The 23,056-nt window shown below is 57.1% G+C and carries 23 protein-coding genes and 1 pseudogene; 12 read left to right on the top strand and 12 right to left on the bottom strand.

The annotated features are described in order from the left end of the window. Window positions 1-143 precede the first annotated feature (143 nt). From SM755_RS14035 to SM755_RS14030, 3 genes are all read left to right on the top strand, one after another. Window positions 144-1,052, top strand: coding sequence for a hypothetical protein (locus SM755_RS14035; protein ID WP_323173198.1), 909 nt, complete (start codon window positions 144-146; stop codon window positions 1,050-1,052). Further along, window positions 1,049-2,179: a tyrosine-type recombinase/integrase gene (locus SM755_RS24400; protein ID WP_369335245.1), complete on the top strand. Its 1,131-nt coding sequence runs from the start codon at window positions 1,049-1,051 to the stop codon at window positions 2,177-2,179. Before SM755_RS14035 ends, SM755_RS24400 begins: the two co-directional genes overlap by 4 nt. Before the next feature lie 95 nt (window positions 2,180-2,274). After that, window positions 2,275-2,634 carry a hypothetical protein gene (locus SM755_RS14030; protein WP_323173197.1) on the top strand — a complete coding sequence of 120 codons (360 nt, stop codon included), beginning with the start codon at window positions 2,275-2,277 and terminating at the stop codon, window positions 2,632-2,634. A gap of 160 nt (window positions 2,635-2,794) precedes the next feature. Here the strand turns inward: SM755_RS14030 and SM755_RS24395 are convergent. Continuing rightward, window positions 2,795-2,918: pseudogene (locus tag SM755_RS24395) on the bottom strand (site-specific integrase); the annotation flags it as partial. Window positions 2,919-3,230: 312 nt separating this feature from the next. On the opposite strand from SM755_RS24395, the gene SM755_RS14020 reads away from it, so the two are divergent. Both SM755_RS14020 and SM755_RS14015 read left to right on the top strand, forming a co-directional pair. Further along, window positions 3,231-4,064, top strand: coding sequence for a type IV toxin-antitoxin system AbiEi family antitoxin domain-containing protein (locus SM755_RS14020; RefSeq protein WP_323173196.1), 834 nt, complete (start codon window positions 3,231-3,233; stop codon window positions 4,062-4,064). Then, on the top strand, window positions 4,061-4,852 hold the full coding sequence (locus SM755_RS14015; protein WP_323173195.1) for a nucleotidyl transferase AbiEii/AbiGii toxin family protein: 792 nt from the start codon (window positions 4,061-4,063) through the stop codon (window positions 4,850-4,852). The genes SM755_RS14020 and SM755_RS14015 overlap by 4 nt, the downstream gene beginning before the upstream one ends. Before the next feature lie 142 nt (window positions 4,853-4,994). Here SM755_RS14015 and SM755_RS14010 read toward each other — a convergent pair whose 3' ends face one another. Further along, complete coding sequence (locus SM755_RS14010; protein WP_323173194.1) at window positions 4,995-5,444, bottom strand: helix-turn-helix domain-containing protein; 450 nt, start codon at window positions 5,442-5,444, stop codon at window positions 4,995-4,997. 372 nt (window positions 5,445-5,816) lie between these two features. Next, the gene (locus SM755_RS14005) at window positions 5,817-6,377 is read right to left on the bottom strand and encodes a hypothetical protein (protein ID WP_323173193.1); all 561 of its coding nucleotides are present in this window, start codon (window positions 6,375-6,377) and stop codon (window positions 5,817-5,819) included. A gap of 183 nt (window positions 6,378-6,560) precedes the next feature. On the opposite strand from SM755_RS14005, the gene SM755_RS14000 reads away from it, so the two are divergent. Both SM755_RS14000 and SM755_RS13995 read left to right on the top strand, forming a co-directional pair. Then, entirely contained in the window at window positions 6,561-6,866 is a 306-nt protein-coding gene (locus SM755_RS14000) for a hypothetical protein (RefSeq protein ID WP_323173192.1), read from the top strand. Window positions 6,867-7,120: 254 nt separating this feature from the next. Then, a complete protein-coding gene (locus tag SM755_RS13995) occupies window positions 7,121-8,536 on the top strand; it encodes a hypothetical protein (RefSeq protein ID WP_323173191.1) in 1,416 nt (471 codons plus the stop codon). 630 nt (window positions 8,537-9,166) lie between these two features. Here SM755_RS13995 and SM755_RS13990 read toward each other — a convergent pair. From SM755_RS13990 to SM755_RS13980, 3 genes are all read right to left on the bottom strand, one after another. Further along, window positions 9,167-10,180: a tyrosine-type recombinase/integrase gene (locus tag SM755_RS13990; protein WP_323173190.1), complete on the bottom strand. Its 1,014-nt coding sequence runs from the start codon at window positions 10,178-10,180 to the stop codon at window positions 9,167-9,169. Between the two features lie 513 nt (window positions 10,181-10,693). Next, entirely contained in the window at window positions 10,694-11,353 is a 660-nt protein-coding gene (locus tag SM755_RS13985; RefSeq protein ID WP_323173189.1) for an Hsp20/alpha crystallin family protein, read from the bottom strand. Between the two features lie 212 nt (window positions 11,354-11,565). Continuing rightward, window positions 11,566-11,724, bottom strand: coding sequence for a hypothetical protein (locus SM755_RS13980; RefSeq protein WP_323173188.1), 159 nt, complete (start codon window positions 11,722-11,724; stop codon window positions 11,566-11,568). Window positions 11,725-11,838: 114 nt separating this feature from the next. Here SM755_RS13980 and SM755_RS13975 point away from each other — a divergent pair, with 114 nt between their 5' ends. Both SM755_RS13975 and SM755_RS13970 read left to right on the top strand, forming a co-directional pair. After that, window positions 11,839-13,608: a radical SAM protein gene (locus SM755_RS13975; RefSeq protein ID WP_323173187.1), complete on the top strand. Its 1,770-nt coding sequence runs from the start codon at window positions 11,839-11,841 to the stop codon at window positions 13,606-13,608. A 141-nt stretch (window positions 13,609-13,749) separates the two neighbouring features. Next, the gene (locus SM755_RS13970) at window positions 13,750-14,172 is read left to right on the top strand and encodes a TRAM domain-containing protein (RefSeq protein ID WP_006110373.1); all 423 of its coding nucleotides are present in this window, start codon (window positions 13,750-13,752) and stop codon (window positions 14,170-14,172) included. A 92-nt stretch (window positions 14,173-14,264) separates the two neighbouring features. Here SM755_RS13970 and SM755_RS13965 read toward each other — a convergent pair whose 3' ends face one another. The 4 genes from SM755_RS13965 to SM755_RS13950 form a co-directional block, all read right to left on the bottom strand. Continuing rightward, window positions 14,265-15,035 (bottom strand): heptaprenylglyceryl phosphate synthase, encoded by a 771-nt coding sequence (locus SM755_RS13965; protein ID WP_323173186.1) that lies wholly within the window; start codon window positions 15,033-15,035, stop codon window positions 14,265-14,267. An 88-nt stretch (window positions 15,036-15,123) separates the two neighbouring features. Then, window positions 15,124-15,846: a YkgJ family cysteine cluster protein gene (locus SM755_RS13960; protein ID WP_323173185.1), complete on the bottom strand. Its 723-nt coding sequence runs from the start codon at window positions 15,844-15,846 to the stop codon at window positions 15,124-15,126. A gap of 29 nt (window positions 15,847-15,875) precedes the next feature. Then, a complete protein-coding gene (locus SM755_RS13955) occupies window positions 15,876-16,676 on the bottom strand; it encodes an MBL fold metallo-hydrolase (protein ID WP_323173184.1) in 801 nt (266 codons plus the stop codon). 69 nt (window positions 16,677-16,745) lie between these two features. Then, window positions 16,746-17,027, bottom strand: coding sequence for a helix-turn-helix domain-containing protein (locus tag SM755_RS13950; RefSeq protein ID WP_323173183.1), 282 nt, complete (start codon window positions 17,025-17,027; stop codon window positions 16,746-16,748). Between the two features lie 265 nt (window positions 17,028-17,292). On the opposite strand from SM755_RS13950, the gene SM755_RS13945 reads away from it, so the two are divergent. Beyond that, window positions 17,293-18,000, top strand: coding sequence for a methyltransferase domain-containing protein (locus SM755_RS13945; RefSeq protein WP_323173182.1), 708 nt, complete (start codon window positions 17,293-17,295; stop codon window positions 17,998-18,000). Window positions 18,001-18,064: 64 nt separating this feature from the next. Then, window positions 18,065-19,099 (top strand): glycosyltransferase family 2 protein, encoded by a 1,035-nt coding sequence (locus tag SM755_RS13940; RefSeq protein WP_323173181.1) that lies wholly within the window; start codon window positions 18,065-18,067, stop codon window positions 19,097-19,099. A 72-nt stretch (window positions 19,100-19,171) separates the two neighbouring features. On the opposite strand, the gene SM755_RS13935 is transcribed toward SM755_RS13940, so the two are convergent. Together SM755_RS13935 and SM755_RS13930 are read right to left on the bottom strand one after the other, a co-directional pair. Further along, window positions 19,172-20,134 (bottom strand): DUF368 domain-containing protein, encoded by a 963-nt coding sequence (locus SM755_RS13935; RefSeq protein WP_323173180.1) that lies wholly within the window; start codon window positions 20,132-20,134, stop codon window positions 19,172-19,174. Window positions 20,135-20,482: 348 nt separating this feature from the next. Beyond that, window positions 20,483-21,307: an amidohydrolase family protein gene (locus SM755_RS13930; RefSeq protein WP_323173179.1), complete on the bottom strand. Its 825-nt coding sequence runs from the start codon at window positions 21,305-21,307 to the stop codon at window positions 20,483-20,485. A 191-nt stretch (window positions 21,308-21,498) separates the two neighbouring features. On the opposite strand from SM755_RS13930, the gene thsA reads away from it, so the two are divergent. Continuing rightward, window positions 21,499-23,043 carry a thermosome subunit alpha gene (gene thsA / locus SM755_RS13925; RefSeq protein WP_323173239.1) on the top strand — a complete coding sequence of 515 codons (1,545 nt, stop codon included), beginning with the start codon at window positions 21,499-21,501 and terminating at the stop codon, window positions 23,041-23,043. The last annotated feature ends 13 nt before the right edge of the window (window positions 23,044-23,056 follow it).

Genomic DNA, 23,056 nt, shown 5'->3' with positions numbered 1-23,056 from the left:
ACTGAGTGACCACTACACTTCTATAAAACTGCGTTCTTGGAACTGAGGTGGTCACTGAGTGACCACTCATTAGAGAACTCTCTGAAATGGCATAATTTCAGCAAGGGATTCTCTCTCAGTGGAATAATTTCGGGGGTGGTACTATGACCTGCTTTGAGCAGGTTGAGGGAACGAGTGACTCTTTTGAGTCTCTCGACAGTGCAGCTGAATCATATCTGAGTGAATTGTCAAGCAGTGTTCCTGACTCTACTTTTTGGTCTCATCAAACTGCAGTTATTAAACTCGGAGAATGGGTTCCAGAATCCAGTTTCTCTGAAGTTTGGTTGGAAGGCCATCAGCTATGCCGATTTATTGAAGACTTGACAAAGAACACTACTCAGGATATTACTACGATCTGTGGATACATAAACTCCTTAATAAATCTCCAGTCATTCATTCACCAAGAAGATCCCACCATTCTCAAAGCAAGATTGCTCTCGAGGATGAGATCATCAGATGTAATAGGGGACAGTGAGATCGATAAACGCATTCACGGCATCTCTACAGGTGCTGACATCCAGAATATATCCGATCGGATTTCATCGTTGGTAACCTACCTCCGTGAGCGTCAGTTTGGTACTCGAGTTCACGTATATGTAGAACTCATACTTGACACATGTAGCCAACCAGGGTGTGTACGAGATCTCGAGCTTGAGGACATCAACTCGGATAACAATACAGTCGTAATCTCGATTCCAGAAACGCACCTTGTAAGCAAGGCTGGTCTCGTAACACAGAGAGTTACAAATATTTCTCCAGAAACTTCTGAAGCTCTTGAAGAGTTCATAGCCTATGAACGGAAAGAGCCTACAGAAATCTCTGATAGCCCACTATTGACGACTTCCCATGGGAGGGCGAGTGAATCGACGCTTCGACGGGAAGTGAAACAAGCCACTGAGAGCGCAGAAGAATATCCTGGTGTAGCATCACCTCTCACACGACACCAAACTAGTTGCGTCGTGCCCAGTGAAATCTGGCAGTATTCAATTTTGCAGCTCCTGGAGGGACAATGAACGAGAATATTGTCCGTCTGCTGTCGGAGATCGATGATCCTGAGACCATCGAAAAAGTGCTGAAGCAAATGGATGTGAACGATACGTCCCAAGAGAATGCCACTCGAAATAGATTTGCTCGAGCCACTCTCTTCGATCTCTACAAGCGATTTCTCTTGCGCAGGCAAAATCGAAGCCCGTCAACGCGGGCTCAGTACAAGCGAACGATTCCTCGATTCGTTGAATTCGCAGAAGATAACGACATTACGAGCCCAGTGGAAATCTCTTCACCGTTGGTTGATGCGTACGTCGACTACTTACAGTCGGAATATGACTCCGACGCAACGATTCTTACGTATACGAAGAACACACGCACATGGCTTCGGTGGCTCAGCCAACGAAAACTATGCGACGAATCAATTTTCAGGATCCTAGATAAGGAGGAACTCGGTCTGACTCCAAGAGCTCGTGATGAGGCAATTCCGAAATCTGAAGCAACAGGCCTCCTTAATCGACTCCGGCGACATCGACGAGGTTCTGGTATGCATGCTCTCACAGAGCTTCTCTGGAATGGTGGACCACGTATTGGTGGCGTACATTCTCTTGATGTACCTGATTTTGATCCCGAGAAAAAAGAACTCCGCTTCCGTCACAGACCGGAAACAGGAACGAGGCTAAAGAATGGAAACAAAAACTCGAACACAGCTGGTGATGGTGAGCGAAACATCGTGATAAAAGACGAGGTCATAAGCGCAATTCAATTGTATATCGAGACAGAACGGCCTGACGTTACTGACGAGTACGGCCGAGAGCCGCTATTTGCGACAGAATACGGACGGGCATCTCGGTCGACACTTCGCCGATGGGTGTACGAAGCTACGAGCTGCCGCTGGAGTCCAAAAGATGCGGATGATTGCTCGTGCGATGGTAGCTGTAATCCTGATTCGAACGTATGCCCGGAGTCATATTACCCACACGCGATCCGTCGAGGGTCGATCGTCAGCCATCTCAGCGGCGGTCTCCGGCGAGAACGAGCAAGCGAGCGATTTGACGTCTCTGTGAAGGTAATCAAGAAGCACTACGACCCTCGTACAGAACAAGATCGTCTCAATGATCGACGGGACGCAGTCAAGCAATCTTGGAGTTAAACACTAACTGAAAATGTTCCACTCGCTCTCATCAATGGGCCAATATCTATTGTTTAGCTCAGTGAGATAAGAACCGTGAGTAGATAATCACAGATATGACCGACGAATGTGACAAGGATACCCTTCAAGAAGCTTTAGACCGCGCGAAAGAAGCAATGCTTCCCTCCGATGATCCTGATAAACTTGATCCAAATTATCCAACTGACTATACACCTGAAGAACGCATTGACCACGTTCTTCGAGGAGAATTTCCTCGATGGAGGAGCATTAAATGGATTGCCGCTGCTGCTGACACAGATCCAGAAATGAGTTGGTCAGTCATCCGAGAACGGCTGGGTGAAGGAGAAGTTGAAATTTCATCAGAAGGAATCCGACGAAACCGATATCATGTCTACTTTGAAAAAGTAGAGAAAGTTACTGAGCGTGTTCGAGAACATCCACGTCGGTTATTATAATAATATTGTCTTAGAAGTTGGTTATGAAACCTTCTATTCGGACTAGGATATTGATTAAAACTATTAAGATAATTCTATTGATTTAGAAATAGGGTCGATTGTTTGCTCATCACATTCGCAGGGTTGGCAGTTGACCCTTCCTGCTGACAGTTGCGAGTCAGTCTTCGTTTCTGTGTTTGACGCTGAATCGGTATATCCCGACCGCTGAACTCGTTGAGGTTGTCGATGCCGTCCTGCTCACACCACTGAACGAACTACTTGAGCCGATACCGGTGAGACTGGATCGTTGCGTCCGCAAGTTCATCTTTGCTGGCGAACTCGTCACTCTCGACGAGATCGACTTTGAGTCGATCTCTCACGAAGCCGTCCAACAGCGTCTAAAGAAACCCACTGAAACCTTCGTCTTAAAAGAGGCACAGTGTATGAGGCGGATTCTACGGCATAGTCCTCCAGTTGGCTACATCAAATAGAATCATTCTTATAATTTTTAGAGTTTATGTTCTTGTAGCGACTTTGGAGCCGATTTTAACGACAAGGACACACAACAAATACCTTTATCTCTGAGTAGATTTAGACTCTATGTGTACTGAGCGGCTATGGGCCCAACAAACGAATCAGAGACTCAAAGAAAGAGTCTGTCGACGCGTGAATCCCGAGCTCTCTCGCGACTTGCAAGCGAGGGACGACAGATCATCACTATCGATGATATCGAGGATACACTGGACATTCCTCGAAAATCAGCGAAGGACATGGCGTACTCTCTCAAAGAGAAAGGCTGGTTGGAGCGTCTCGCCCACGGGAAGTACATGATCCTGCCGCTCTCTGCTGGAGAGAATGCAGTATATACAGAACATGAGTTCGTCATTGCCTCAGCACTCGTGGACCCGATGTACATCGGCTACTGGAGTGCAATGAATCATCACGGTCTGACGGAGCAACTATCGCGGACAGTGTACCTTGTGACGACAGAACGAGTGCAACCACGCGAGATCCATGGTGTTGAGTATCGGCCGGTGTCGGTTACTGAGCAGAAATTCTTTGGCTATCAACCGTCAGCGGTCGGATCGACGGAGGTAGACATCGCTAGCATCGAAAAGACGCTCGTCGACTGCGCCGACCATCCCGAGTTCTGCGGTGGAATCGGCGAACTCGCCAAAGCGATGCAAAGCGCGACGGAGAAGCGCTGTTCGTGGGAAACCGTCGTCGAATACCTCCAGCGAGTAGGGAATGGTGCTGCAACGAAACGCATCGTCTACCTCGCTGACAAACTCGACATCGATCTCCCGGAGTACCGGGATCTCGTCGAGAATTTCACGACCGGATATCCACTTCTCGACCCGACTCGAGAAGCGACGGGCACCCGAGACAGCAAGTACCAACTGCGGCTGAACGTGGAGTCTGAAGCGTTCCTTCCAGACGACTTTACATGATTACCGATACACGACTAAGACAGTTAGCCAGAGAACTAGACGTTCGCCTAGGTTACGCGGAGAAGAATTACGTCAACTCGTGGATCCTGTGGGCGATCTATACCAGTTCGTATGGCGATAATTTGCTGTTCAAGGGCGGCACCGCTCTCAGCAAGCTCTACTTCCCAGAGACGTGGCGATATTCAGAAGACCTCGATCTCGGTGTCGAAGGTGACTATCGGGGTAGCGAGGAGGAGCTGGAAATTGCGTTAGACGACGCAGCAAGGCGATCCGGGATCGACTTCGAGGTCACCCAACATCGCGAGTTGCGGAATGAGGGCTATCCGACCCATTACGTCGACATTGACATCCAGTATAATGCCGTTCTTGGTCACAGGAATACGACGAGTCTGGATGTCATGATTGACGAGTACGTAGCGTTCGATTCCGTGGAGCACACGCACCAATATGAGGATACGCCAGAGTTCATGTTGACTGCGTACAGCCTCGAGGAGATCTTTGCAGAGAAACTGCGAGCGCTCTACCAGCGGTCACAAGCGCGTGACTATTACGACCTCTATCGGATGATTACAGAAGCCGACGTTGATGACTCTGTTATCGTGCCAGCCTTCACGAAGAAGTGTGAACACGACGGCTTGGAAATCAACCTCGAGGAAGGACTTCCGAGCGAGAAGCGTGCTGAGATTCGTGATGGCTGGCAGAATACGCTCCCTGATCTCGTTGCCGATCTCCCCGAGTTCGATTCTGTCTACGAAATACTCGAGGACTATATTGAATCACTGACGTAACTCCGCTAGATTGAATCCGTCTGCTCGAGTGCTTTGATTGGCTCGCCAGTGAGATCAATTCGAACAGGGTAAAAGCCGCGTTTCGTGTAGGTCTGGGACTGAAACAACACGCTCGTGCTTATAGATCGTCACTCACTGTTCCCTAGTTGTCCTCGAGGTCCGTGATTAGGTGCTCGGCTTCTGCTTCGACGGTTGTCGAGTCTCGGGTTTCAACAGTAGTCGGTTCGTCGTCTGGATTGATGCTCGGTAGGTCCTCTTCCCATCCTTCTTCGGCGTAGGCGTCGTCGTCTGGCGTAGACTCGAAGAGTTGGACAGCTGCGTCGAGGGATTCCAGTCGCTGCTGCAACTTGTTTACGTGCTCGGGTTCGACGTAGTACGCCCCGTTCGATCGCTTGGCAAGATCCTTTTTGAAGAGACGTGCCATCGTTTTCGATGCGCTTGACTTGCTGATGTTGGTTTGGTCTGAAACCTCGAGAGGAGTGAATCCGTACTCCTGGTTGGCGACGAGGAAGCGAAGCGCTTCGTATTCGTTCGTATCAGGTTTGACTGGGAAGGGTTCGTCGTTCGTGAGTTTGTCAACGGGGACAGGCATTCTTGTCACTGCTTGTCACCAGCTGCCATTGAGATTTTCGCCCGTGGTCTTGACTGGAGATTAGGGGGGTTCACTGGCGTGTTCACCGGAAAAGTGACTTTCCTCCGTCCGACCAGTGGACTCAGAGGTCGTGTGAATCACCATACGGCGTTAGATTTGCCTAACTCACAGCACGCTTAATGTTGTAGACGACACACATCAGGAGATTTCACGGAACTCACGATATTTTCATCTAACCTGAGCTGAACTACCCGTTCACTACACGTACGTATTGACCGATGGGGAATATAACAATAATAATATATTCAAGAGACGTGATGAATAGAGAGCGCATATTCAACACTGGCGAAACTCTATCGGGGGCTCTTATTTTCACTTGAAGGTTGGCTTGCGAGCAAACCACCAGACTACTGCACCTCCAATAATGGCCCAACCTGCAAAAATCAAAAGGAACCCAGCTGTCAGAACATCCGTCGCCTGTAGTCCAAGAACACCGCCATTGTTCGAAGAAATCATACCTCCAACCCACATAAACAGACTCGATACGAGAACAGCACCGACACCTAGAAATGCGAAAATCACTGGTTGAGTGTTGAAAAACTCCTGCACTGTCATCTCGTCCGAAACAGGTTCCGGATCTACATCTGGCGGAATCGGCCAGTCAGATGTATCGTCGTATATCCAGTAAATCTGTCCTCCACAGACTTCATCAGACATTAGGACTCCCTGTTCAACGAGTTCAGTTAGACGGTCAATGACGGTAGATTTATCGAAAGTTTCCCCAATTTCTTCCTCTACTCGCTGTTGAATTACCGTGCGAGAAAGGTACGGTTCGTCACTCTCCGATACTACCTCAGCAACGTCTCGCTGACGTAGATCGCGCTGGAGATTTTCCTCCAGTCGCTGTTCTATCCATTTGGGCGATTCACTCATTAATATTCCAACGACCGTTGCGACCTGCAAAGATGTTTCGAAATTGGGCATTCCACGGTCGTTGATCGTTGCGATCAGTCAACTAATTAACTCTACTACTCACCTAAGATATCCTGATGACTCGGAGCAAGCAAATTCGAATTAGAAGCATTGGCTCAGTAATTCAATGGAGATTGAGTAACAATGCATAAAGGATCAACCAACTATCTGATTGGGACACTGATAGCCAAGCCGGCTATCCTGTACTCATTGGGAGCAACCATAAACACAAGTATTCAACTGTTTCTCGTGTACATCGGTGTCGTTGCTGTAGCTCCGATGTCTCCTGAAACGCTGCCTACCTTCATTGAGAGGGTTGTAATGATTTATATTCCTATCCTTCCGCCGCTCGAACCCGGAGACATCCTGAACTTTCTTCTTAACGTGACTCTCGGGGGGTTGTTGGCTATGTGGTGGACAATCAAGTGGAGTGAGGGAATGTCGCGGTAGAGCTCTTTCCGAAGATAGTGAAACAGCTCTCTGGGTTCTGTTAGGACGTGCCGTGCAAGATGGAGGGCGCATATCTTGCATGGCCAACAATACCGTATTGACCGTTACTTAAACCCGCATAGTTTTCACTCTGGGTCATCCTTGTCCTTTTCATAGTCTCCGCATCCATCGGAGTCTACTTTCTGCGGTGTATCGCTCTCCATTGCTGGCCGTCCCACCACAAAGCGTTAGACACCATAGGAAGATGGGTTCATATGACCATTATCTACCGATTTCGCTCCATGGACAATTTGATCCACGAATACAGCGAGCTTGAGAAGCAGGAGCTGGTTCTTGCTTCACCGCGATACTTTAACGACCCGCTTGAGGGATATCAAGACGTATTTTGGGAAGGGGATGAAGTCCTGTGGGAGAATCTGCTCCGGCATTATCTGTTAAATCTACATCAGGTAGCCATAATCTGCGCGTTATCTGACGACGACGAAACTCTTAATGAATATGCCATCGACCCCAAGCTCACCCGTGGTGACCTCCCTACCGATCATTATCGCCACCACTTCGATTCTGTCTGTCAGTCCTTTTTCGATAAGAGAGGATTTGGAAGAATTCCTTCGAGTCTATCTTCCCTGCCAAAGCCGCTAAAGAGGAAAAGTCTGCAACTGGTCTTGTCGGTTATCCACCGTTCGGCACTCGGGTCTGTATTGGAGACATTGCGGACGTCAGGGATGATCCCGGAAAGTTGGCCCCAGGTCACGAATTCAACAGACTCTGAAACCGTTATGGAGATTTTGGATGATCTTTCTGTCGCTATGGCTGATGAGGTTGAGGAACAATGGTTAGAGTCAGTAGCATCCCAAGCTGCCCCCCTCAATTCGCACGCGTTCCTACAGCAAGCGTTGCAGACGGGGGTGGAGCAGCTTGAACTGCACAAAAAGAAAGAACATCTCTTGTTTGAGTCATTTCCCGACCGGTATATTAGAGAAATATGCAACTCACTAATTCACACAAATTGGCACACACTGTGTTTCGCAAAGGAATGTACAAGTCCTCCGATGTGGGCTACGTATGCAGACGAACATAGAGGAGTTGCTTTGATGTTCCGCGCGGACCGCCAAACTGATGAGCCGTGGGGCGAGCTAAATGTTACAGGAAGGACCGGATGGCAAGGTTCGGAACCTATATATGGGGAGATTACAGCATCATTGTACGCCGTTGACTATGAATCTCCACCGCCCGAAGTGGACTTTTTTCGGTTTTTAGGGACGCTCCCGCTCCCGAAGCTCACGTCAGCATGGCATTCTACGCCGGATGGAGAGACCAGTGAAATTGTGGACGAAATCTTGGAGGACCAGGATACCTGGCGAGAAGATCTTTGGAACCATTTCCACAGTATGTCAACGAGGAAACTGGGCCAGTGGGAACATGAACAAGAGGTTCGCATGGTGCTACCCGATCTATTAGGTTCAGAAGATTCCCATCGGAAGGTCACATATGATATATCTCAACTTGAAGGGGTTGTATTTGGCATACGTACCAAGCCGGAGGACCGTTTTGAAGTAATGAAAACCCTTTCGGAAAACAACAGAGATGGCGACTCCTCGCCTATTGAGTTTTACGAGATGGTTTTCGACGGCACTAACTTCAGGAAAGTGAAACTAGACGTATATTAGTGTTTATCATGTATCTCGGAAATGTTGGAGAATTTAAAAATATTATCTTATGGTCTTACTCATTTGATGACTAATTCAGAAATAATCGGGTCGGATTTAACAGAGCATTCGTGCTGAACCCATCCTCTATATCTCGCACGGGTCGCTTACCAGCTGGTGGATAGATCACGAGCACCAGTGGTGCGTCGCTGACCTGTACTCACCGCTCGTCGGGTATTCGTGGAGAGGGCGTGCGACCTGTTCGATGACACCCTCTTCCCCATATAGTGGTAAGTAAGAGTTCCCATGGATGGTCTCACTTGCCACCTTGAGACGGTAATACGATTGCGTCCCTATCTGAGAAAGCCATAGAATGTCCACATGGCTACTGTATAGCGGTCTCTGGTAAGAGTAACTACTCGGCTGAGGCATTATTTCCATACTCAACTAACCAACCACTCATCTCAAACCAACCACGACTATCGTTCTGTGACTTCCTCCACTAATAGCAAAATCCGCTACCGGTGACCGTCTGCATCTTCAGCTCCATGTCTGGAGGGCTATGGCAGCGAGGTATTCAGGTCGTTCTGTACAATCTCGATCAACCGGTTACTGTTTCGATCTGGGATACTCTACGTCATCTTGCAAGTACTATCCGTCTGGAAGGTACTGTCGACGTTGTTCGAGTTTTTCTCGAGCGGACCGTTGATCGTAATGTCGCTCCAGTACATCCATCCCAACGTCCATCCGATCACTCACTATGCGCTCGGGGGTATCTGACTGGAGATGATGCGTGATGGATCCCCGACGAACGGGATGCGGGCTCAGTGCTGACGGGCACTTGTGAGCATATTCTGTCGGACGTGCTTCGCACTCGCCGAGATCGCGGTCGTGCGGACACTTGTTCTCGTATACACATGGGCGTGTATACTGGTAAGTGATCGTTCGTCCGCGATTACGACTGAGGCGACTGCGCTTCGTCGCAAATAGCGGGGTTCGACCGTGGTCATCAACTACCCCTGGATGATTGACCTCGAGCCAGTCGTCCAGAACCAGACTGACCCGATCGTTCAACGCAACCAGTCGCTCGCTTTTCGAGCCGTTCTTGAGAGAGGTACCCTCGTCTGGTCTGTGGACTAACGCTAGGTATTGATCGTCGGGTCTGTAGTCCTCGACATCGATTCCGGTCGCAGCACCGATGCGAAGCCCAGTGTGCCAAAGTACTTCGAGCAGCGCGTGCTCGAGTCTTGCATATCGATATCGCTCGAGATGGTCCAGAATCTTCTGCGCGCGATCCTTGCTGAGTAACTTGTCGCGTGCGTCGTCAGCTGTGGTCGTCGGCAGGATAATTTTCTCATCGAGTCCCGCTTGCACTGCATCGATACTCACACAGAACCGAAGGAAGACACGCAAGGTCGCCAGCTGTCCCTTCATCGATGCAGTGGCGAGTTCGTCTTCGTTCCGTCGTTTGACTCGGAACCGGTGGATATCGCGTGCGGAGAACTCGTTTAGGTTGTCAATCTCCTCGTTTTCACACCACTGTACGAACTGCTTGAGCCGATAATCGTGCGATTGCAGGGTTGCATCCGCGAGTTCCTGTTGCCGTTCGTCGAGGTACATCTGCTTGGCCGTCTCCGGGCCAAGCGGTTCGAGTTCGGTTGTCATGTCGTCTCACTCACGAAGGCAGAAGACAGCAATCTCTGAACAAGCGTGTTAGCGCTTGTCTGCTCGCCTAACAGCTAGCTGAAGGCCCCGAAGATTCTGGACAATCCCCGTCAGGGCCCATCCGCAAAAAGCCGAAGTGTGGAGAAACTGATTTGGCTGTTCTTCAGCCACTCACCTCACCAGAAAGGTCGTTTTCCGTTTTAGCTACGGTGGATTCAGAATCGGACCGAACCAGCGACTGCTTCCGGGTCTTCGGACCGAACCGCTGCCCTGCGAAATCAGTGGCCGGGAACGGAGTGAGCGGCGTGACGCTCGCGCCGTGGCCGGCCGCCAATCACTACTGTAAGTCCAGCTTGGCTCTTCAGCGATTCCGGAAGTGAACAGGGGGGGCCGTCGTATCAGAGTTCAGATTGTGACGGCTGGAACGGGGCTACACCTCCAACCGGGGACTGCATGTGAGTGGCGACTGTGGACGCCGCTGAGTGATCCCAATCGACTCGGAATTGAGCCCGTTCATTCGAGCGCGAGTTCACTGGAGGGAGTGGAGTCGATGTCGGTGGATTGTGAGTCGGTTGCGGTGGTGGTCGTGTTGGGGTTGGGATCGCGATCGGGATCGGCGTTTGTAGTTGTGGTTGTGCTGCTACTGGCGTCTGCCGACGGAGGTGTGGCGTCAGTTGTGTTTGTCGCTGTCGTTTCAGTGGTGGTGTCGTGCGCGTCGTCGAGTTCGTCGGGTGGCGTGCCGTCGGACGGACGAGTATCGGCGAGTTCGATATCGTCTGCAGCCGGTTCCTGAAGCGTACTCGCTTTGGGAATCTCGATCCGAAGCGAGCCGGTGTCCGAGAGGGTTGCGGTTCCGGCGTTGGGGTCGACGACGGCATCGGCCGGGAGGTCGGCCGTGCCGCTGAGGTTGGTTCCACGGCCGGGAAATCGCATCTCGTAGCTGTCACGGAACGGGCGGAAACGGTCGACGCTGATCTTGACGGTTCCGTCCATGTACCGGACCTGAACGTCGTCTGTTTCGGCACCGGGAGCGTCGAAGACGACGAGATAGGAGTCGTCGTTTTCGAGGAGGTCGACGGGCAGTGAGCGCTGGTTCTGAATACGACTGCTGGCCCGGCCGAGTTGACGGTAGAGCACGTGTGTGATCGACGAGCCAAAGGACGGTTTGTTCACTCCGCATCACCTCTTGTGAAACCGACACGGCGGGCGGTAGCCGATGCGCTGTGCTGGGCGGAGACCTGGGTGAGAGCGCGTAACATAGCCGATGGGGCAACTACGATAGCCACGTTCTTATTAATTTTGGTACTGGGTAAAATAACGTCTGACGCGATGGTCGATCGAGTTCACTGGCGCAGGTACGGGTGGGCTGTACGGAGACTGGTGGCTCAGAGTTCGACCGGTTCGAGACAGTCGGTCCCGCCGCAGACGGGACACGAGAGTTCGGAGATATCGAACTCGTCGGGAACGTCGTAGGTGTAGTGATTCTCGAACAGGTCGAGGAAGCAGTCGTCGTCAGTGCAGACGATTTCTTCGGTCGGTGGCATGATCGACAGTACCGGGACCAGGACCATCAACGCGGCGGTTGCGGTGGTTGGCGTCGATCACCGTCTTGTCTCGTGTTAGTCACCGTTTTGTCGGTCGAGACGCTATCGGTCGATATGACTGGCTCCGGCTCCGGCTCCGGTCCCGACTCCGGGACGGAGACGGACGCGCTCTCGGTGACGATCGTCGACGGGTACGTCGACGAACCCGCACATTTCGGAGTGCCGCCGTACATCTCGACGTATCCCCGGTATACGGCGGGCGCGCTCGTTGATGCGGGCGTCCCGCGCGAGAAAATTACGTATCACACGATCGACGGTCTGCGAGACGACCCCGATCGATGGCGCGCTGTCGACGACGCCGATCTCATGATCTACCTGGGCGGGATGACCGTCCCCGGCAAGTACGTCGGCGGCACGCCCGCCGAACCCGACGAGGTACGCAAACTCGCGTGGACGGCGAGCGGCACGAGCCTGATGGGCGGCCCGGTCAAGTTCGGCGTCGGCGACGAGAACGCCGGCGCGACCGAAACCGAACGACAGGACTTAGACTTCGATTTCGTCGCCAAGGGCGACGTCGAGGCCGCCGTCTACGACCTCGTCGAAAGCGGCCTCGAGGGCTTCAACAATCGAATGCGGGACATCGACGAGGTCTCGCGATGGGCACAGGAGGGGGCCTTCATCGTCGAGCAACACCCAAACCACCCCGAGTACCTCATCGCCGAACTCGAGACCTCGCGCGGCTGTGCCTATCGGTGCTCGTTCTGTACCGAACCGCTGTACGGAAATCCCTCGTTCCGCCCGCCGCCGACGGTCGTCGGCGAGGTCGACGCGCTCGCGGACTACGGCGTGAAACACTTCCGGATCGGCCGGCAGGCGGATATCCTCGCCTACGGTGGCGACGGCGAGGCACCAAACCCAGATGCGCTCCGCCAACTCTACAGCGGCATCCGGGAGGTCGCACCGGGTCTCGAGACGCTCCATCTGGACAACATGAATCCCATCACGATCGTCAACTGGCCGGAGAAGAGCCGCGAGGGGATTCGGATTATCGCAGAGCACAACACGCCCGGTGATACGGCTGCGTTCGGGCTAGAATCCGCCGACCCCGTCGTCCAGGAGGAGAATAACCTGAACGTCACCGCCGAGGAGTGCTTCGAAGCCGTTCGCATCGTCAACGAAGAAGCGGGCTGGCGGCCGAACGGACCGAACGATCCGACCGCCGATGCAACGACCGGCGACGCTCGCCCGCGACGACTACCCAAACTCCTCCCCGGAATCAACCTCCTCCACGGACTCAAGGGCGAACGCGAGGAAACCTACCGGCACAACCGCGAGTTCCTCCAGCGCGTCTACGACGAGGGCTACATGCTTCGGCGCGTGAACATCCGACAGGTCATGTCCTTCGACGGCACCGACATGTCCGAGACGGGTGCCGAAATCGCGAACGAGCACAAGAAGCTCTTCAAGCGCTACAAACAGCAGGTTCGCGAGGAAATCGACAACCCGATGCTCGAACGGGTCGTCCCACCGGGAACCGTCCTCTCGGACGTCCACCTCGAGTATCACCAAGACGGGAAGACCTTCGGCCGCCAGCTCGGCACCTATCCGCTGCTCGTCGGTATCCCCGGCGAACGCGAACTCGGACGGACGATCGATATCGCCGTCGTCGACCACGGCTATCGCTCCGTGACCGGTGTTCCGTACCCGCTCGATCTCAACGGCGCTTCGATGGACGAACTCACCGCGATTCCCGGCGTCGGCGATCGGACTGCAGGCGACATCGTCGTCAACCGCCCCTACGAGTCCGTCACGGACGCCGGCCTCGAGACGACGATCGAACTCGACGAGTTCGTGACGACGCGCCCGTTCGAGCACGCGGATTGAGGAGAGTGTGCGGATTGAGGAGAGTGCGCGAGTGGAAAGCGAGATGGGGCGACAGAAACCGGGCGTGTGGAGAAAAATTCTCGGTCGTGGTCGGTAGTTCTAATACGGATGAGCGTCAGAGGTGGAATTGAGGGTCTACCTGTGGAAATATCTGAAAAACTCCTGTGTCTGTTCAGTACGGAGGTTTCGGCAGAGGAGGACCGATACGTCATCGAGGTACCACGTCAGGAAGTCGAGACCGGCGACATCGATCCGGAGGAGGTCTACCGTGTGGCGCTCATCTCTCGCGAGGGCGAGGAGGGTGAGGTCGAGGCATCGGCGGCGGCACAACCGCAGCCACAGCCACAAACCGCCACGTCGGAACCACAGCCACCGGTCGATGTCGGTGAAACGCGCTACGTCGAAATCGAAGATATCGGCAAGCAGGGTGACGGGATTGCCCGCGTCGAACGCGGCTACGTTATCATCGTTCCCGGCGCGGATGTCGGTGAACGCGTCAAGATCGAGGTCACCGAGGTCAAGTCGAACTTCGCAGTCGGCGAGATTATCGAAGACACGTTCTAACGTCACCGTTACCGGAGAGTGACGCGCTGTCCGGTCCGAAACCGACGACCGAGGAGCCACTGGCGAGTTCGGCAATTCTCTTCACGTAACGCTCACGATTGGGGCGGGATCGTCTCGCGGTAAGTACCCGGATCGTCGTGAAAACAGTCGCCAACGACGATCGCATCCGCGCCGGCTTCAAGAATCGTGGTGGCTTTCTCGCGCGTGTCGATGCCGCCGCCGTAGAGCAGGACCGTTTCGTCGAGGTATCGCGCGGCTGCTGCAACGTCTTCCGGCCCGCCGTAGGTACCCGAGTACTCGACGTAGAAGATCGGAAAGTCGTAGAACGTCTCCGTCGCGAGCGCCGCACCCGCGACTTGGGCGGGCGTGTACGCGGTTTCGACGCCCGAGACGGTTGCTGCCGCCGAATCGAGATGCTGGATGACGTATCCTTCGGCGATCAGGTTCGTCGCGAGTTCGGCGACGGCGTCGACGCCTTTGGACGTGACCAGATCGCCGACGAGGGGGACGGTACTGCCGGTGAGTTCGTCGGGTTTGCGCGCGACCTCGGTGAAGAGGTCGAGGTGTTTGCCGACGAAGTTGGTCCGGTCGCCGTTGTAGACGGCGGGGACGGCAATGGCTGTGGCGGCGTCTATGGTGTCGGTCGAGACCTGCGTGGCGCTGTAGGGTTCCTGAAGGACGGGGAGGTCGGGGGCGATGTCGTCGATCGCTCGAATCGTCTCGAGGGTGTTGGCCTCGGTCACGTCGTCGGACCCGCCGACGATCACGAGATCGGTGTCCGCGATGACGCCGGGATTGTCCGGTAACGGTTTGGCTGGATCGACTTTCGTGACGTGTCGAATGTCATGCCACTCGATGTCCATAGCAAAACCGTCACAGACGTATATGAATTTTCTGTCGATTTTGCGGCCCTGAGACTGACTGGCCGCCTGTCTGGACTCACACGGTCACTTAGTCGGAGAGTTGCGTTCCATCCGGCCGTTTCGCCCCTTCAGAATCGTGAACGACAACCTCGCCCGACTCGGTATCGACGGGCGCGTACGCGTCGCGAACGTCGATCGCTTCCTCGAGTTCGCGAACGGCGCGTTCTTTGAGGGCGGCGGCGAGTGCTTCGGCGTCCGCGCGGGAGATGTCGCGACCGAGGCCCTCGCACTCGTGGGCGCGGACGACGCCGGCTTCGTCGACGGCCTCGCCCATTGGCTGGCTGGTGCCGTCGAGGGCGACGCTGAAGGGGTAGGTCTGACAGATCAGCGGACGGTCGTCGTGGGCGGTGCAGGCTCCGACGCCGTCGTCGTCTTCCGCGTAAAAGACGCAGTCGCCGCAGCCGCCGGTCTGGAGCGCCCATTCGAAGGTTTCGCCCTCCGGTCCGTCCTCGCCCTCGGTGAGGCCGTAGGGCATCGGCCGGGCGATGTCGCGCCAGTCGCGCGCTTCGGCAGTTGTGTCCGGTTCGGCGGTGTCGGAACCGGTGGCATCAGCGCCATCGCCCGCCGCGGCGGCGGCCTGTAATTCGCGAACTTCGTCGGGAAAGACCGTCGCCGTGTGCTCGTCCTCGCCGTGGCTCGTACAGCAGGCCCCACAGCGGGTGCACTCGAAGCCGATCGACTCGATGGCGTCGGCCAAGTCGTCGACGGAGAGTTCGCGGGCGCGGTCGAGTTCAGTTTCGAGCGAGGGCACACCTACAGCTACGCGGCGAGGCGGAAAAGTCAGTCGCTCCGGCGGGCGCGAGCGACCGCGCCGTTCCACGAGAGTCGGCCCTCCACGGCGAGTTTTTCGAGGTGTGCGCGGACCGTCGCCCGCGCGAGATCGCGAACCCCGGTCAGGTCCTTCTCGTAGGCCGCCGCGAGGATCGCATCGAGCGTCTCGGCACCGTCCTCGACGGCGGTCAGGACCCGCTGTTCGCGCCGGGCGCGGTGGGCGAGGAGACGCTCGAGGGTCTCCCGCGGCGCGTCGATAACCGGGCCGTGACCGGGATACAGTACCGGCGGATCCATCGCCCAGAGTCGACGCAACGTAGTTACGTACGCGCGCATGTCACCCTCCGGTGCCCCGACCACGACGCTGCCTTCGCGGACGGCGCAGTCACCGCAGACGACCGGGCCACCGTCTCCGACCTCGAATGCGACGTGATCCGGTGCGTGTCCCGGTGCGTCAAGAATACGGACGAACGCCTCGTCACCGTCGCCGAGCGAGAGGTCGGTTCCGGGAGTGAACTCGCGGTCGGGCGTGCAACCCGTCGCCTCCCGAAATCGGGTGGTGCGGCCGCGTCTGGCCCAGACCGTCGCACCGGTCGCGTCGGCGTAGGTTTCGACAGCACCGACGTGGTCCGGGTGGGTGTGAGTGACCAGGATGTGCTCGACGGAGCGATCGGCAACGAGTTCGTCCAATGGGGACGTTTGTGCAGCCGGATCGACGAGGACCGCGGCGTCGTCGCCGATGAGATAGGCGGTGGTTTCGCCGGTCGGAGCCCGCGTCTGGACGGGAACGGAACAGGGAGTCACGTCCATAGGAACGTCTCACGGTCGAGTCGCATGTGCGTATCGAAGCGGGTTCAAAACGGAGCCGACTTCAGTTCCTCAGTTCTTGAGGTAGTAAACCTGCTTGCGGGCGTCGCGGAAGCTGTAGCGCGACCCCACGAGGCCGACGTCCTCAAGACGATTGAGGGCGTACCGAACGGTACGGTCTGGAAGTAGCGATTCGTCGGCGAGTTGTCCCTGCGAGAGCGGCGAATCGGTTTCGAGGACTTTTGCAACCAATTTCGCGCTCGGAGGGAGGTCGCGGAGACGGTCCCGGTATTCGTCCTCCGATAGGACCTCCTCGGCTGCGGCAGTGCCATCCTCTGCGGTACTCGTGCTCATACAATTCTGAGCGGAATCAGTGCTGGTAAAGCTTCCCTATATGTAGATAGGAACAATGAAGTTTGTATAAGGGGTTCAAATGTGGTATTAATACATGGAAGTGGTACGCACGTTGAACAGTGGCAGTGACAGATCCGTCCGGAGACAACGGCTCGGCAAGACGGACAGTGAGTACGCTTTTACTCGCTCGACTAGCTAGACCCGTCGGATTTTCCGAACGAGTCCAGTATCGTTTTATCCCACGACTACAGTAGTTTCGCCCAGTGTGAAAGGACAGGAGTGGTACCAGGCTGACGACGTCGCCGAGGAGTACGACGACAAGCGCTTTTCCAAGGGAGGACAGTTGATCGACCGACGGGAAAAGCAAGCAGTCCTCGAGGCGATCATGCCCGTCGAGGACCGTACAATCCTCGAAATCGCCTGTGGTACCGGGCGATTTACGGTTATGCTGGCCGAGCAGGGCGCGGACGTCGTCGGACTCGACATCTCGGCAGCGATGTTGCACCAAGGGCGAGCGAAAGCACAGCGCACTGAACTCGCAGGGACACTCGAGTTCCTCCGCGGCGATGCGGGGCGGCTACCGTTTCCGGACGACCACTTCGATACCGTCATCGCGATGCGCTTTTTCCATCTGGCGGACGATCCGGAGGCGTTCTTGCGGGAGATGCGGCGGGTGGCGAGCGAACAGGTCGTCTTCGATACGTTCAACCGCTTTAGCTCGCGGAGTATCTACAACTGGGCGCTGCCGATGGGCTCGCGACTGTATTCGAAGGGCGAGGTAAGTACGCTACTCGCAAAGACGAATCTAACACTGGTCGATGTCGAAGACGATTTCCTCCTTCCGTACGGTCTCTACCGGGCAATTCCGAACGGCCTCGCCTCACCGATCCGGTCAATCGACGAGGCCCTTGGCGGACATCCGATCACGGATCACGCAGCGTCGGTATCGTACTGGAATACGCGGCTTCGGTAGTGGACGACGATAGCTGGCAGTAATCCCATCGTCTTTTTACTCCCCGGGTGTTCTACCACATAGTATGGAGCTCTCGGTAGTCGTCTCGACGCTCAACGACCGAGAGCAGTTGCTCTCCTGTCTCGATGCACTCGCCGAGCACACGCCAGCGACGACCGAAGTGATCGTCGTCAACGGCCCCTCTTCCGACGGCACGACTGGCGTCGTCCGCGACCGGCCCGATGTCGATGTTCTCGTCGAAATCTCCGAGCGGAACGCAAACGTCTCCCGAAACGTCGGCTTCAGCGTTGCAACCGGCGACGTAATCGCCTTCCTCGACGGCAGCTACGCCGTCGAACCGACCTGGTTCCAGGCCATCGAGCAGGCACGCGCGGATGGAACGGATGTGATAACCGGCCCCGCGGTTACAGCAGGGGACCCGATACAGCCACCCGACGAGACGGACGCGGACACAACCACCGCAGCCGGCGCGGCCAGCACAGCTACTCCATCGAGTTCCCCTAGCACGCCCAGCACACCCAGCGAACCCAGCCACCCCGCCGCAATCGACGGCCCCGCACAACCCCACACCAAAACCATCGCCGGCCGCTCGATTACGCTCATCAACGGGGACAACGTCGCCTTCGATCGAACCGTTCTCGACGCACTCGACGGCTTCGACGAATACCTCGAAACCGGCGGCGATCGAGACTGCGCCCACCGGGTCGCCGGACTCGGATTCGATACGAACTGGCGACACCAGATGGCCGTCCGTACCGAACTCGGAGCCGACGGTGGGACGATGACCGAACTCGATTGGGGGACGACCTACCGGGCACTCTCCTATCGGCTTGCGAAGAACTACGGCCCGCGACCGACGGTCGTCGTTCGGACGGTCGGCAGTGCACTCCGTGACGGGTTCAGCGGGGCTCGACGAATCGTCTCCGGTGAGGTGACACCAACGGGGTGGCTATCCGACGGAACGGACGTGGTTCAAAACGCGGCTCGCGGATTTGTAGACGGAACTCGTGCCCGCTACGGCGATCGGACATCCCAGCGGAACCCGAACGGAATCTCGGTCAGACACGACCGCGCTGTTCGCGTGTACGACCGGCGGTAGCGATCGGGCGCAATCGGGATCCCGTCGGCACGAGACTCCGATCGGCGATCGATAACCGATACTGCTCGCTCCTTACTCGGGATCGAACCCGCCAGCGAGTTCATCGAGGACGAACAGTGCGAGTGCACCGAGGGCCGCCCACACGACGGTCAGGAAGATGACGGAGGGGGACCAGGCGTGCGTATCGCCGATTTCGTGAAGCGGCGCGGGAACGGAGCCGGCGATCAGGCCGACGAGGAACAACATCGTGAGCGTCCAGTGCCGGTCGAGCGACGCGCGGACGACGCGGGCGATCGTGACGAGGCCGACGACGCCGCCGATGACGAAGAGGATCACGGTCGTGCCCGGGGCGACGAGCGTCTGGAGCGTTCCCGTCGTCGAGACGAGTTCGTGAAGCGCGTTGAGGAACGCGTGTAGTTCGGACATCAGGTAGACGTACTGGCCGAGGAGGATCAGGATGAGCGAGCCGGAGACGCCGGGTAGAATCATGGCGCTGACGGCGAAAGCGCCGGCAAGGAGGGTGCGGACGGGGCCCTGTCCGGGGAGTTGGAGGACGTTGCTGGCGACGAGTAAGGCCAGGCCGGTACCAGCACCCGCGGCGAGGACGTGTTCGGTGGTCGAGAACGGGAGGCTTCGAAAGAGGACGACGGCGGAGGCGGCAATCAGGCCGATAAAGAACCCGAAGAGTGCGAGGGGGTGTGAGGTTGCGAGCGAAGTGACGACGCTGCCGATGATTGCAATGGCAGTGAACACGCCGACGCCGAGCGGAAGCAAGAACGGGAGATCGAGTTCGAGGAGGGCTTCGCGTGCCCGGACGCGGCGGTCGGGATCGTAGCCGCGAAGGATGTCGAGGAGGCGGCCGGGCGTGAAGGCGGTGACGGCGGTTATCAGACGGCTGTAGAACCCGAGTAGGAGGGCAATCGTGCCGCCGGAGACGCCGGGGAGGGCGTCGGCGGTGCCCATGCAGAGGCCGTAACAGTAGATTCGGAAGATCGCGAGGCGGTCGCCGACGCGCTGGGTGAGGTTATATCCCATCGATTGCGTGGAGGTGTGACCGCATCGTGTGCAGGGCTGGCGATCGGGACGGTCGTCCGTGGTCCATACGTAGTGGGTATCGAGGCACGACCATAAATGGCGTCACTCCTCGCAGCAGTCGAGTTAGTGCGGCTACAGGTACGAATCGAGGATCACCGAAACGGCGACCGGAACCGGACGCAGGGCGTCGGGAGCAGTTCCGGAACGGCGGTGAAAGGCGGTCAGAAGTGGGCAGAAGATGGGCAGAGAGCGGAGAGCGGAGAGCAGAAGACGAGGACAACCGACGGACACCAATACCGTCGAACTGCCTACACGTAGAACCGACGGACACCAATACCGTCGAACCGGCTACACGTAGGCATCCGGTGCGAGCGCGTCGATCACGCGGCAGGCGTTCTTCGAAAAGGCACGCCAGAGTTTGTCCTCCGAGACATCGAGCGTGAGGATTTCCATGACGGCGACGTTCGGATGACAGGCGGGCGCGCCGCTTCCGAAAAGAACTCGATCCGGGTGTTCGAGCAGGGCGCGCTCGAGGAGGTCACGGTACTTGACGAAACTCGTCTCGACGTAGCAGTCGTCGAACTCAGCGAGCAGATCGATCGTCTCGTGCATTTTCGAGCGATCCAGGGGATGCCCGCCGAAGTGAGCGATAATAACGGGAAACGAGCGGCCGAGGATCGTCTCCGCGAGTTCAGCTGGCGTCGCGTCGGCGCTTCCACGGACGAGCAGGGGAAGGCCGGTTTCTTCGAGCGTGTCGAGGACGTCCTCGTCGGGGAGGTCGTCGGTGAGGGGGTCGAGGACGAAGCCGTGAAACCGGTCGTCGTAGGCGTATTTTTCGACGTCTTCGGGGGTCGTATGGAACTCTTTGCGGCGAGCGACGGCGTTGTGGAGGCAATTCGTTGCGGTGCTACCGGGGCGGCGGGTGCCGTTGATGCGAGCGAACGCGACGAACGGACGGTCGACGCTTCGTCTGGCGACGCCGTTGTTCGGGGCGACGTAGCTCGTTTCCGGCGTCGCCGGCGGGAAGACGATCGACCTGGTGATTCCCGCCTGATGCATCTCCCGTTCGAGTCGGTCGGGGGTGATCGACCGACCGCGGGGCTGCTCGCGTCGATCGGGCGTGAGCCGTGCGTAGCTATCGACGACGCGAAACCCGTGTTCCAGCTCCAGCATCCCACCCCATCGTTTCGAGTCGAACCATATTTTGCTACCGACTTCGTCGTTGCGCGGGCCACGCGGGCACGCGATACAGGGAATCGCAAGACGGAGTGGGTGCGAGAGGGAAACGCTTATATAGAAGTGCTGACGACATAGTTAGTGAGGATTCAGCTATGGCACAACAGCGACGCATGGGCGGACAGCCTATGTTCATTATGAGCGAGGATAGTCAGCGAACACAGGGCCGGGACGCCCAATCGTCCAACATCATGGCCGGCAAGGCGGTCGCCGAGTCGGTACGGACGACCCTCGGCCCCCGCGGCATGGACAAGATGCTCGTCGACTCGGGCGGCGAGGTCGTCATCACCAACGACGGGGCGACCATCCTGAACGAGATGGACATCGAACACCCCGCGGCCCAGATGATCGTCGAAGTCGCCGAGACCCAGGAAGAGGAAGTCGGCGACGGGACGACGACCGCGGGCGTAATCGCTGGCAACCTGCTCGGGGAGGCCGAAGACCTCATCGAACAGGACGTCCATGCGACGACCATCGTCGAGGGCTACCACGAAGCCGCCGAGATCGCCCTCGACGCCATCGACGAACAGATCAGCGAAGCCGCCGTCGACGACGAGGTCCTGAAACAGGTCGCCGAATCCAGCATGACCGGCAAGGGCACCGGCGGTCTCACCGCCGAATCGCTCGCAGAAACCGTCGTCGAGGCCGTCCGCCACGTCGAGTCCGACGAGGGCGTCGCCCGCGAGAACGTCACCGTCCACACCCAGATCGGTGCCTCCTCGAACGCGACCGAACTCGTCCCCGGCATCGTCATCGACGAAGAGCCCGCCCACGACGGCATGCCGACCGAGATCGAGGACGCCTCGATCGCCGTCCTCGACGTCGAACTCGGCGTCCGCACCGGCGACGTCGACGCCGAGTACGCCATCGACTCCATCGACCAGCTCAACGCCGCCATCGACGCCGAGGAAAGCGAAGTCCAGGGCTACGCCGAAACCGTCGCCGAAAGCGGCGCTGACGTCGTCGTCACTACCGAAGACGTCGACGACCGCGTCAGCACGTTCCTCGCCAACGAGGGCATCCTCGTCTTCGAGAACGTCGGCAGCAGCGACACCGCGGACATTCTCTCCGCCACCGGCGCAACCCGCGTCGGCGCACTCGACGACCTGGAAGAAGCCGACTTCGGCAAAGCCGACCGCATCCGCACCGCGAACTTCGGCGACGACGACCTCGCGTTCGTCGAGGGCGGCGCGGCCGCCGAAGCCGTCACCGTCTTCGTCCGCGGCGGCACCGAACACATCGTCGACGAACTCGAGCGCGCGATCGGCGACGCACTCGACGTCGCCGCGACCGCACTCGCCTCCGGTGAAGTCGTTCCCGGCGCTGGCGCGACCGAAATCGCCATCGCAAACAAGGTCCGCGAGGAAGCCGCCGGTATCGAGGGCCGCAAACAGCTCGCCGTCACCGCCTTCGCGGACGCGCTCGATGTCGTCCCGCGCACGCTCGCGGCGAACACCGGCCAGGACCCGATCGACGCGCTCGTCGATCTCCGCGCCGCGCACGACTCCGAGGGCCGCGCTGGCCTGATCACCGATGGCGAAGACGTGACCATCGACGACCCGCTCGAGTTCGGCGTCGTCGATCCGGCAGATGTCAAGCGCGAAGCGATCGAGAGTGCGACCGAGGCTGCGACGATGATCGTCAGAATCGACGACGTCATCGCCGCGGAATAACTCGCTCTCGCCT

The organism is Natrialba sp. PRR66 (assembly GCF_034808065.1).
GTDB lineage: Archaea > Halobacteriota > Halobacteria > Halobacteriales > Natrialbaceae > Natrialba > Natrialba aegyptia.
Note: the sequence above shows the minus strand (reverse complement) of the source record. Positions and strands in the feature narration are given on the sequence as shown.

Coding starts and splice junctions, on each gene's coding strand:
- SM755_RS14035 (WP_323173198.1), top strand. CDS start 144: ATGACCTGCTTTGAGCAGGTTGAGGGAACGAGTGACTCTTTTGAGTCT.
- SM755_RS24400 (WP_369335245.1), top strand. CDS start 1,049: ATGAACGAGAATATTGTCCGTCTGCTGTCGGAGATCGATGATCCTGAG.
- SM755_RS14030 (WP_323173197.1), top strand. CDS start 2,275: ATGACCGACGAATGTGACAAGGATACCCTTCAAGAAGCTTTAGACCGC.
- SM755_RS14020 (WP_323173196.1), top strand. CDS start 3,231: ATGGGCCCAACAAACGAATCAGAGACTCAAAGAAAGAGTCTGTCGACG.
- SM755_RS14015 (WP_323173195.1), top strand. CDS start 4,061: ATGATTACCGATACACGACTAAGACAGTTAGCCAGAGAACTAGACGTT.
- SM755_RS14010 (WP_323173194.1), bottom strand. CDS start 5,444: ATGCCTGTCCCCGTTGACAAACTCACGAACGACGAACCCTTCCCAGTC.
- SM755_RS14005 (WP_323173193.1), bottom strand. CDS start 6,377: ATGAGTGAATCGCCCAAATGGATAGAACAGCGACTGGAGGAAAATCTC.
- SM755_RS14000 (WP_323173192.1), top strand. CDS start 6,561: ATGCATAAAGGATCAACCAACTATCTGATTGGGACACTGATAGCCAAG.
- SM755_RS13995 (WP_323173191.1), top strand. CDS start 7,121: ATGACCATTATCTACCGATTTCGCTCCATGGACAATTTGATCCACGAA.
- SM755_RS13990 (WP_323173190.1), bottom strand. CDS start 10,180: ATGACAACCGAACTCGAACCGCTTGGCCCGGAGACGGCCAAGCAGATG.
- SM755_RS13980 (WP_323173188.1), bottom strand. CDS start 11,724: ATGCCACCGACCGAAGAAATCGTCTGCACTGACGACGACTGCTTCCTC.
- SM755_RS13975 (WP_323173187.1), top strand. CDS start 11,839: ATGACTGGCTCCGGCTCCGGCTCCGGTCCCGACTCCGGGACGGAGACG.
- SM755_RS13965 (WP_323173186.1), bottom strand. CDS start 15,035: ATGGACATCGAGTGGCATGACATTCGACACGTCACGAAAGTCGATCCA.
- SM755_RS13955 (WP_323173184.1), bottom strand. CDS start 16,676: ATGGACGTGACTCCCTGTTCCGTTCCCGTCCAGACGCGGGCTCCGACC.
- SM755_RS13950 (WP_323173183.1), bottom strand. CDS start 17,027: ATGAGCACGAGTACCGCAGAGGATGGCACTGCCGCAGCCGAGGAGGTC.
- SM755_RS13940 (WP_323173181.1), top strand. CDS start 18,065: ATGGAGCTCTCGGTAGTCGTCTCGACGCTCAACGACCGAGAGCAGTTG.
- SM755_RS13935 (WP_323173180.1), bottom strand. CDS start 20,134: ATGGGATATAACCTCACCCAGCGCGTCGGCGACCGCCTCGCGATCTTC.
- SM755_RS13930 (WP_323173179.1), bottom strand. CDS start 21,307: ATGCTGGAGCTGGAACACGGGTTTCGCGTCGTCGATAGCTACGCACGG.
- thsA (WP_323173239.1), top strand. CDS start 21,499: ATGTTCATTATGAGCGAGGATAGTCAGCGAACACAGGGCCGGGACGCC.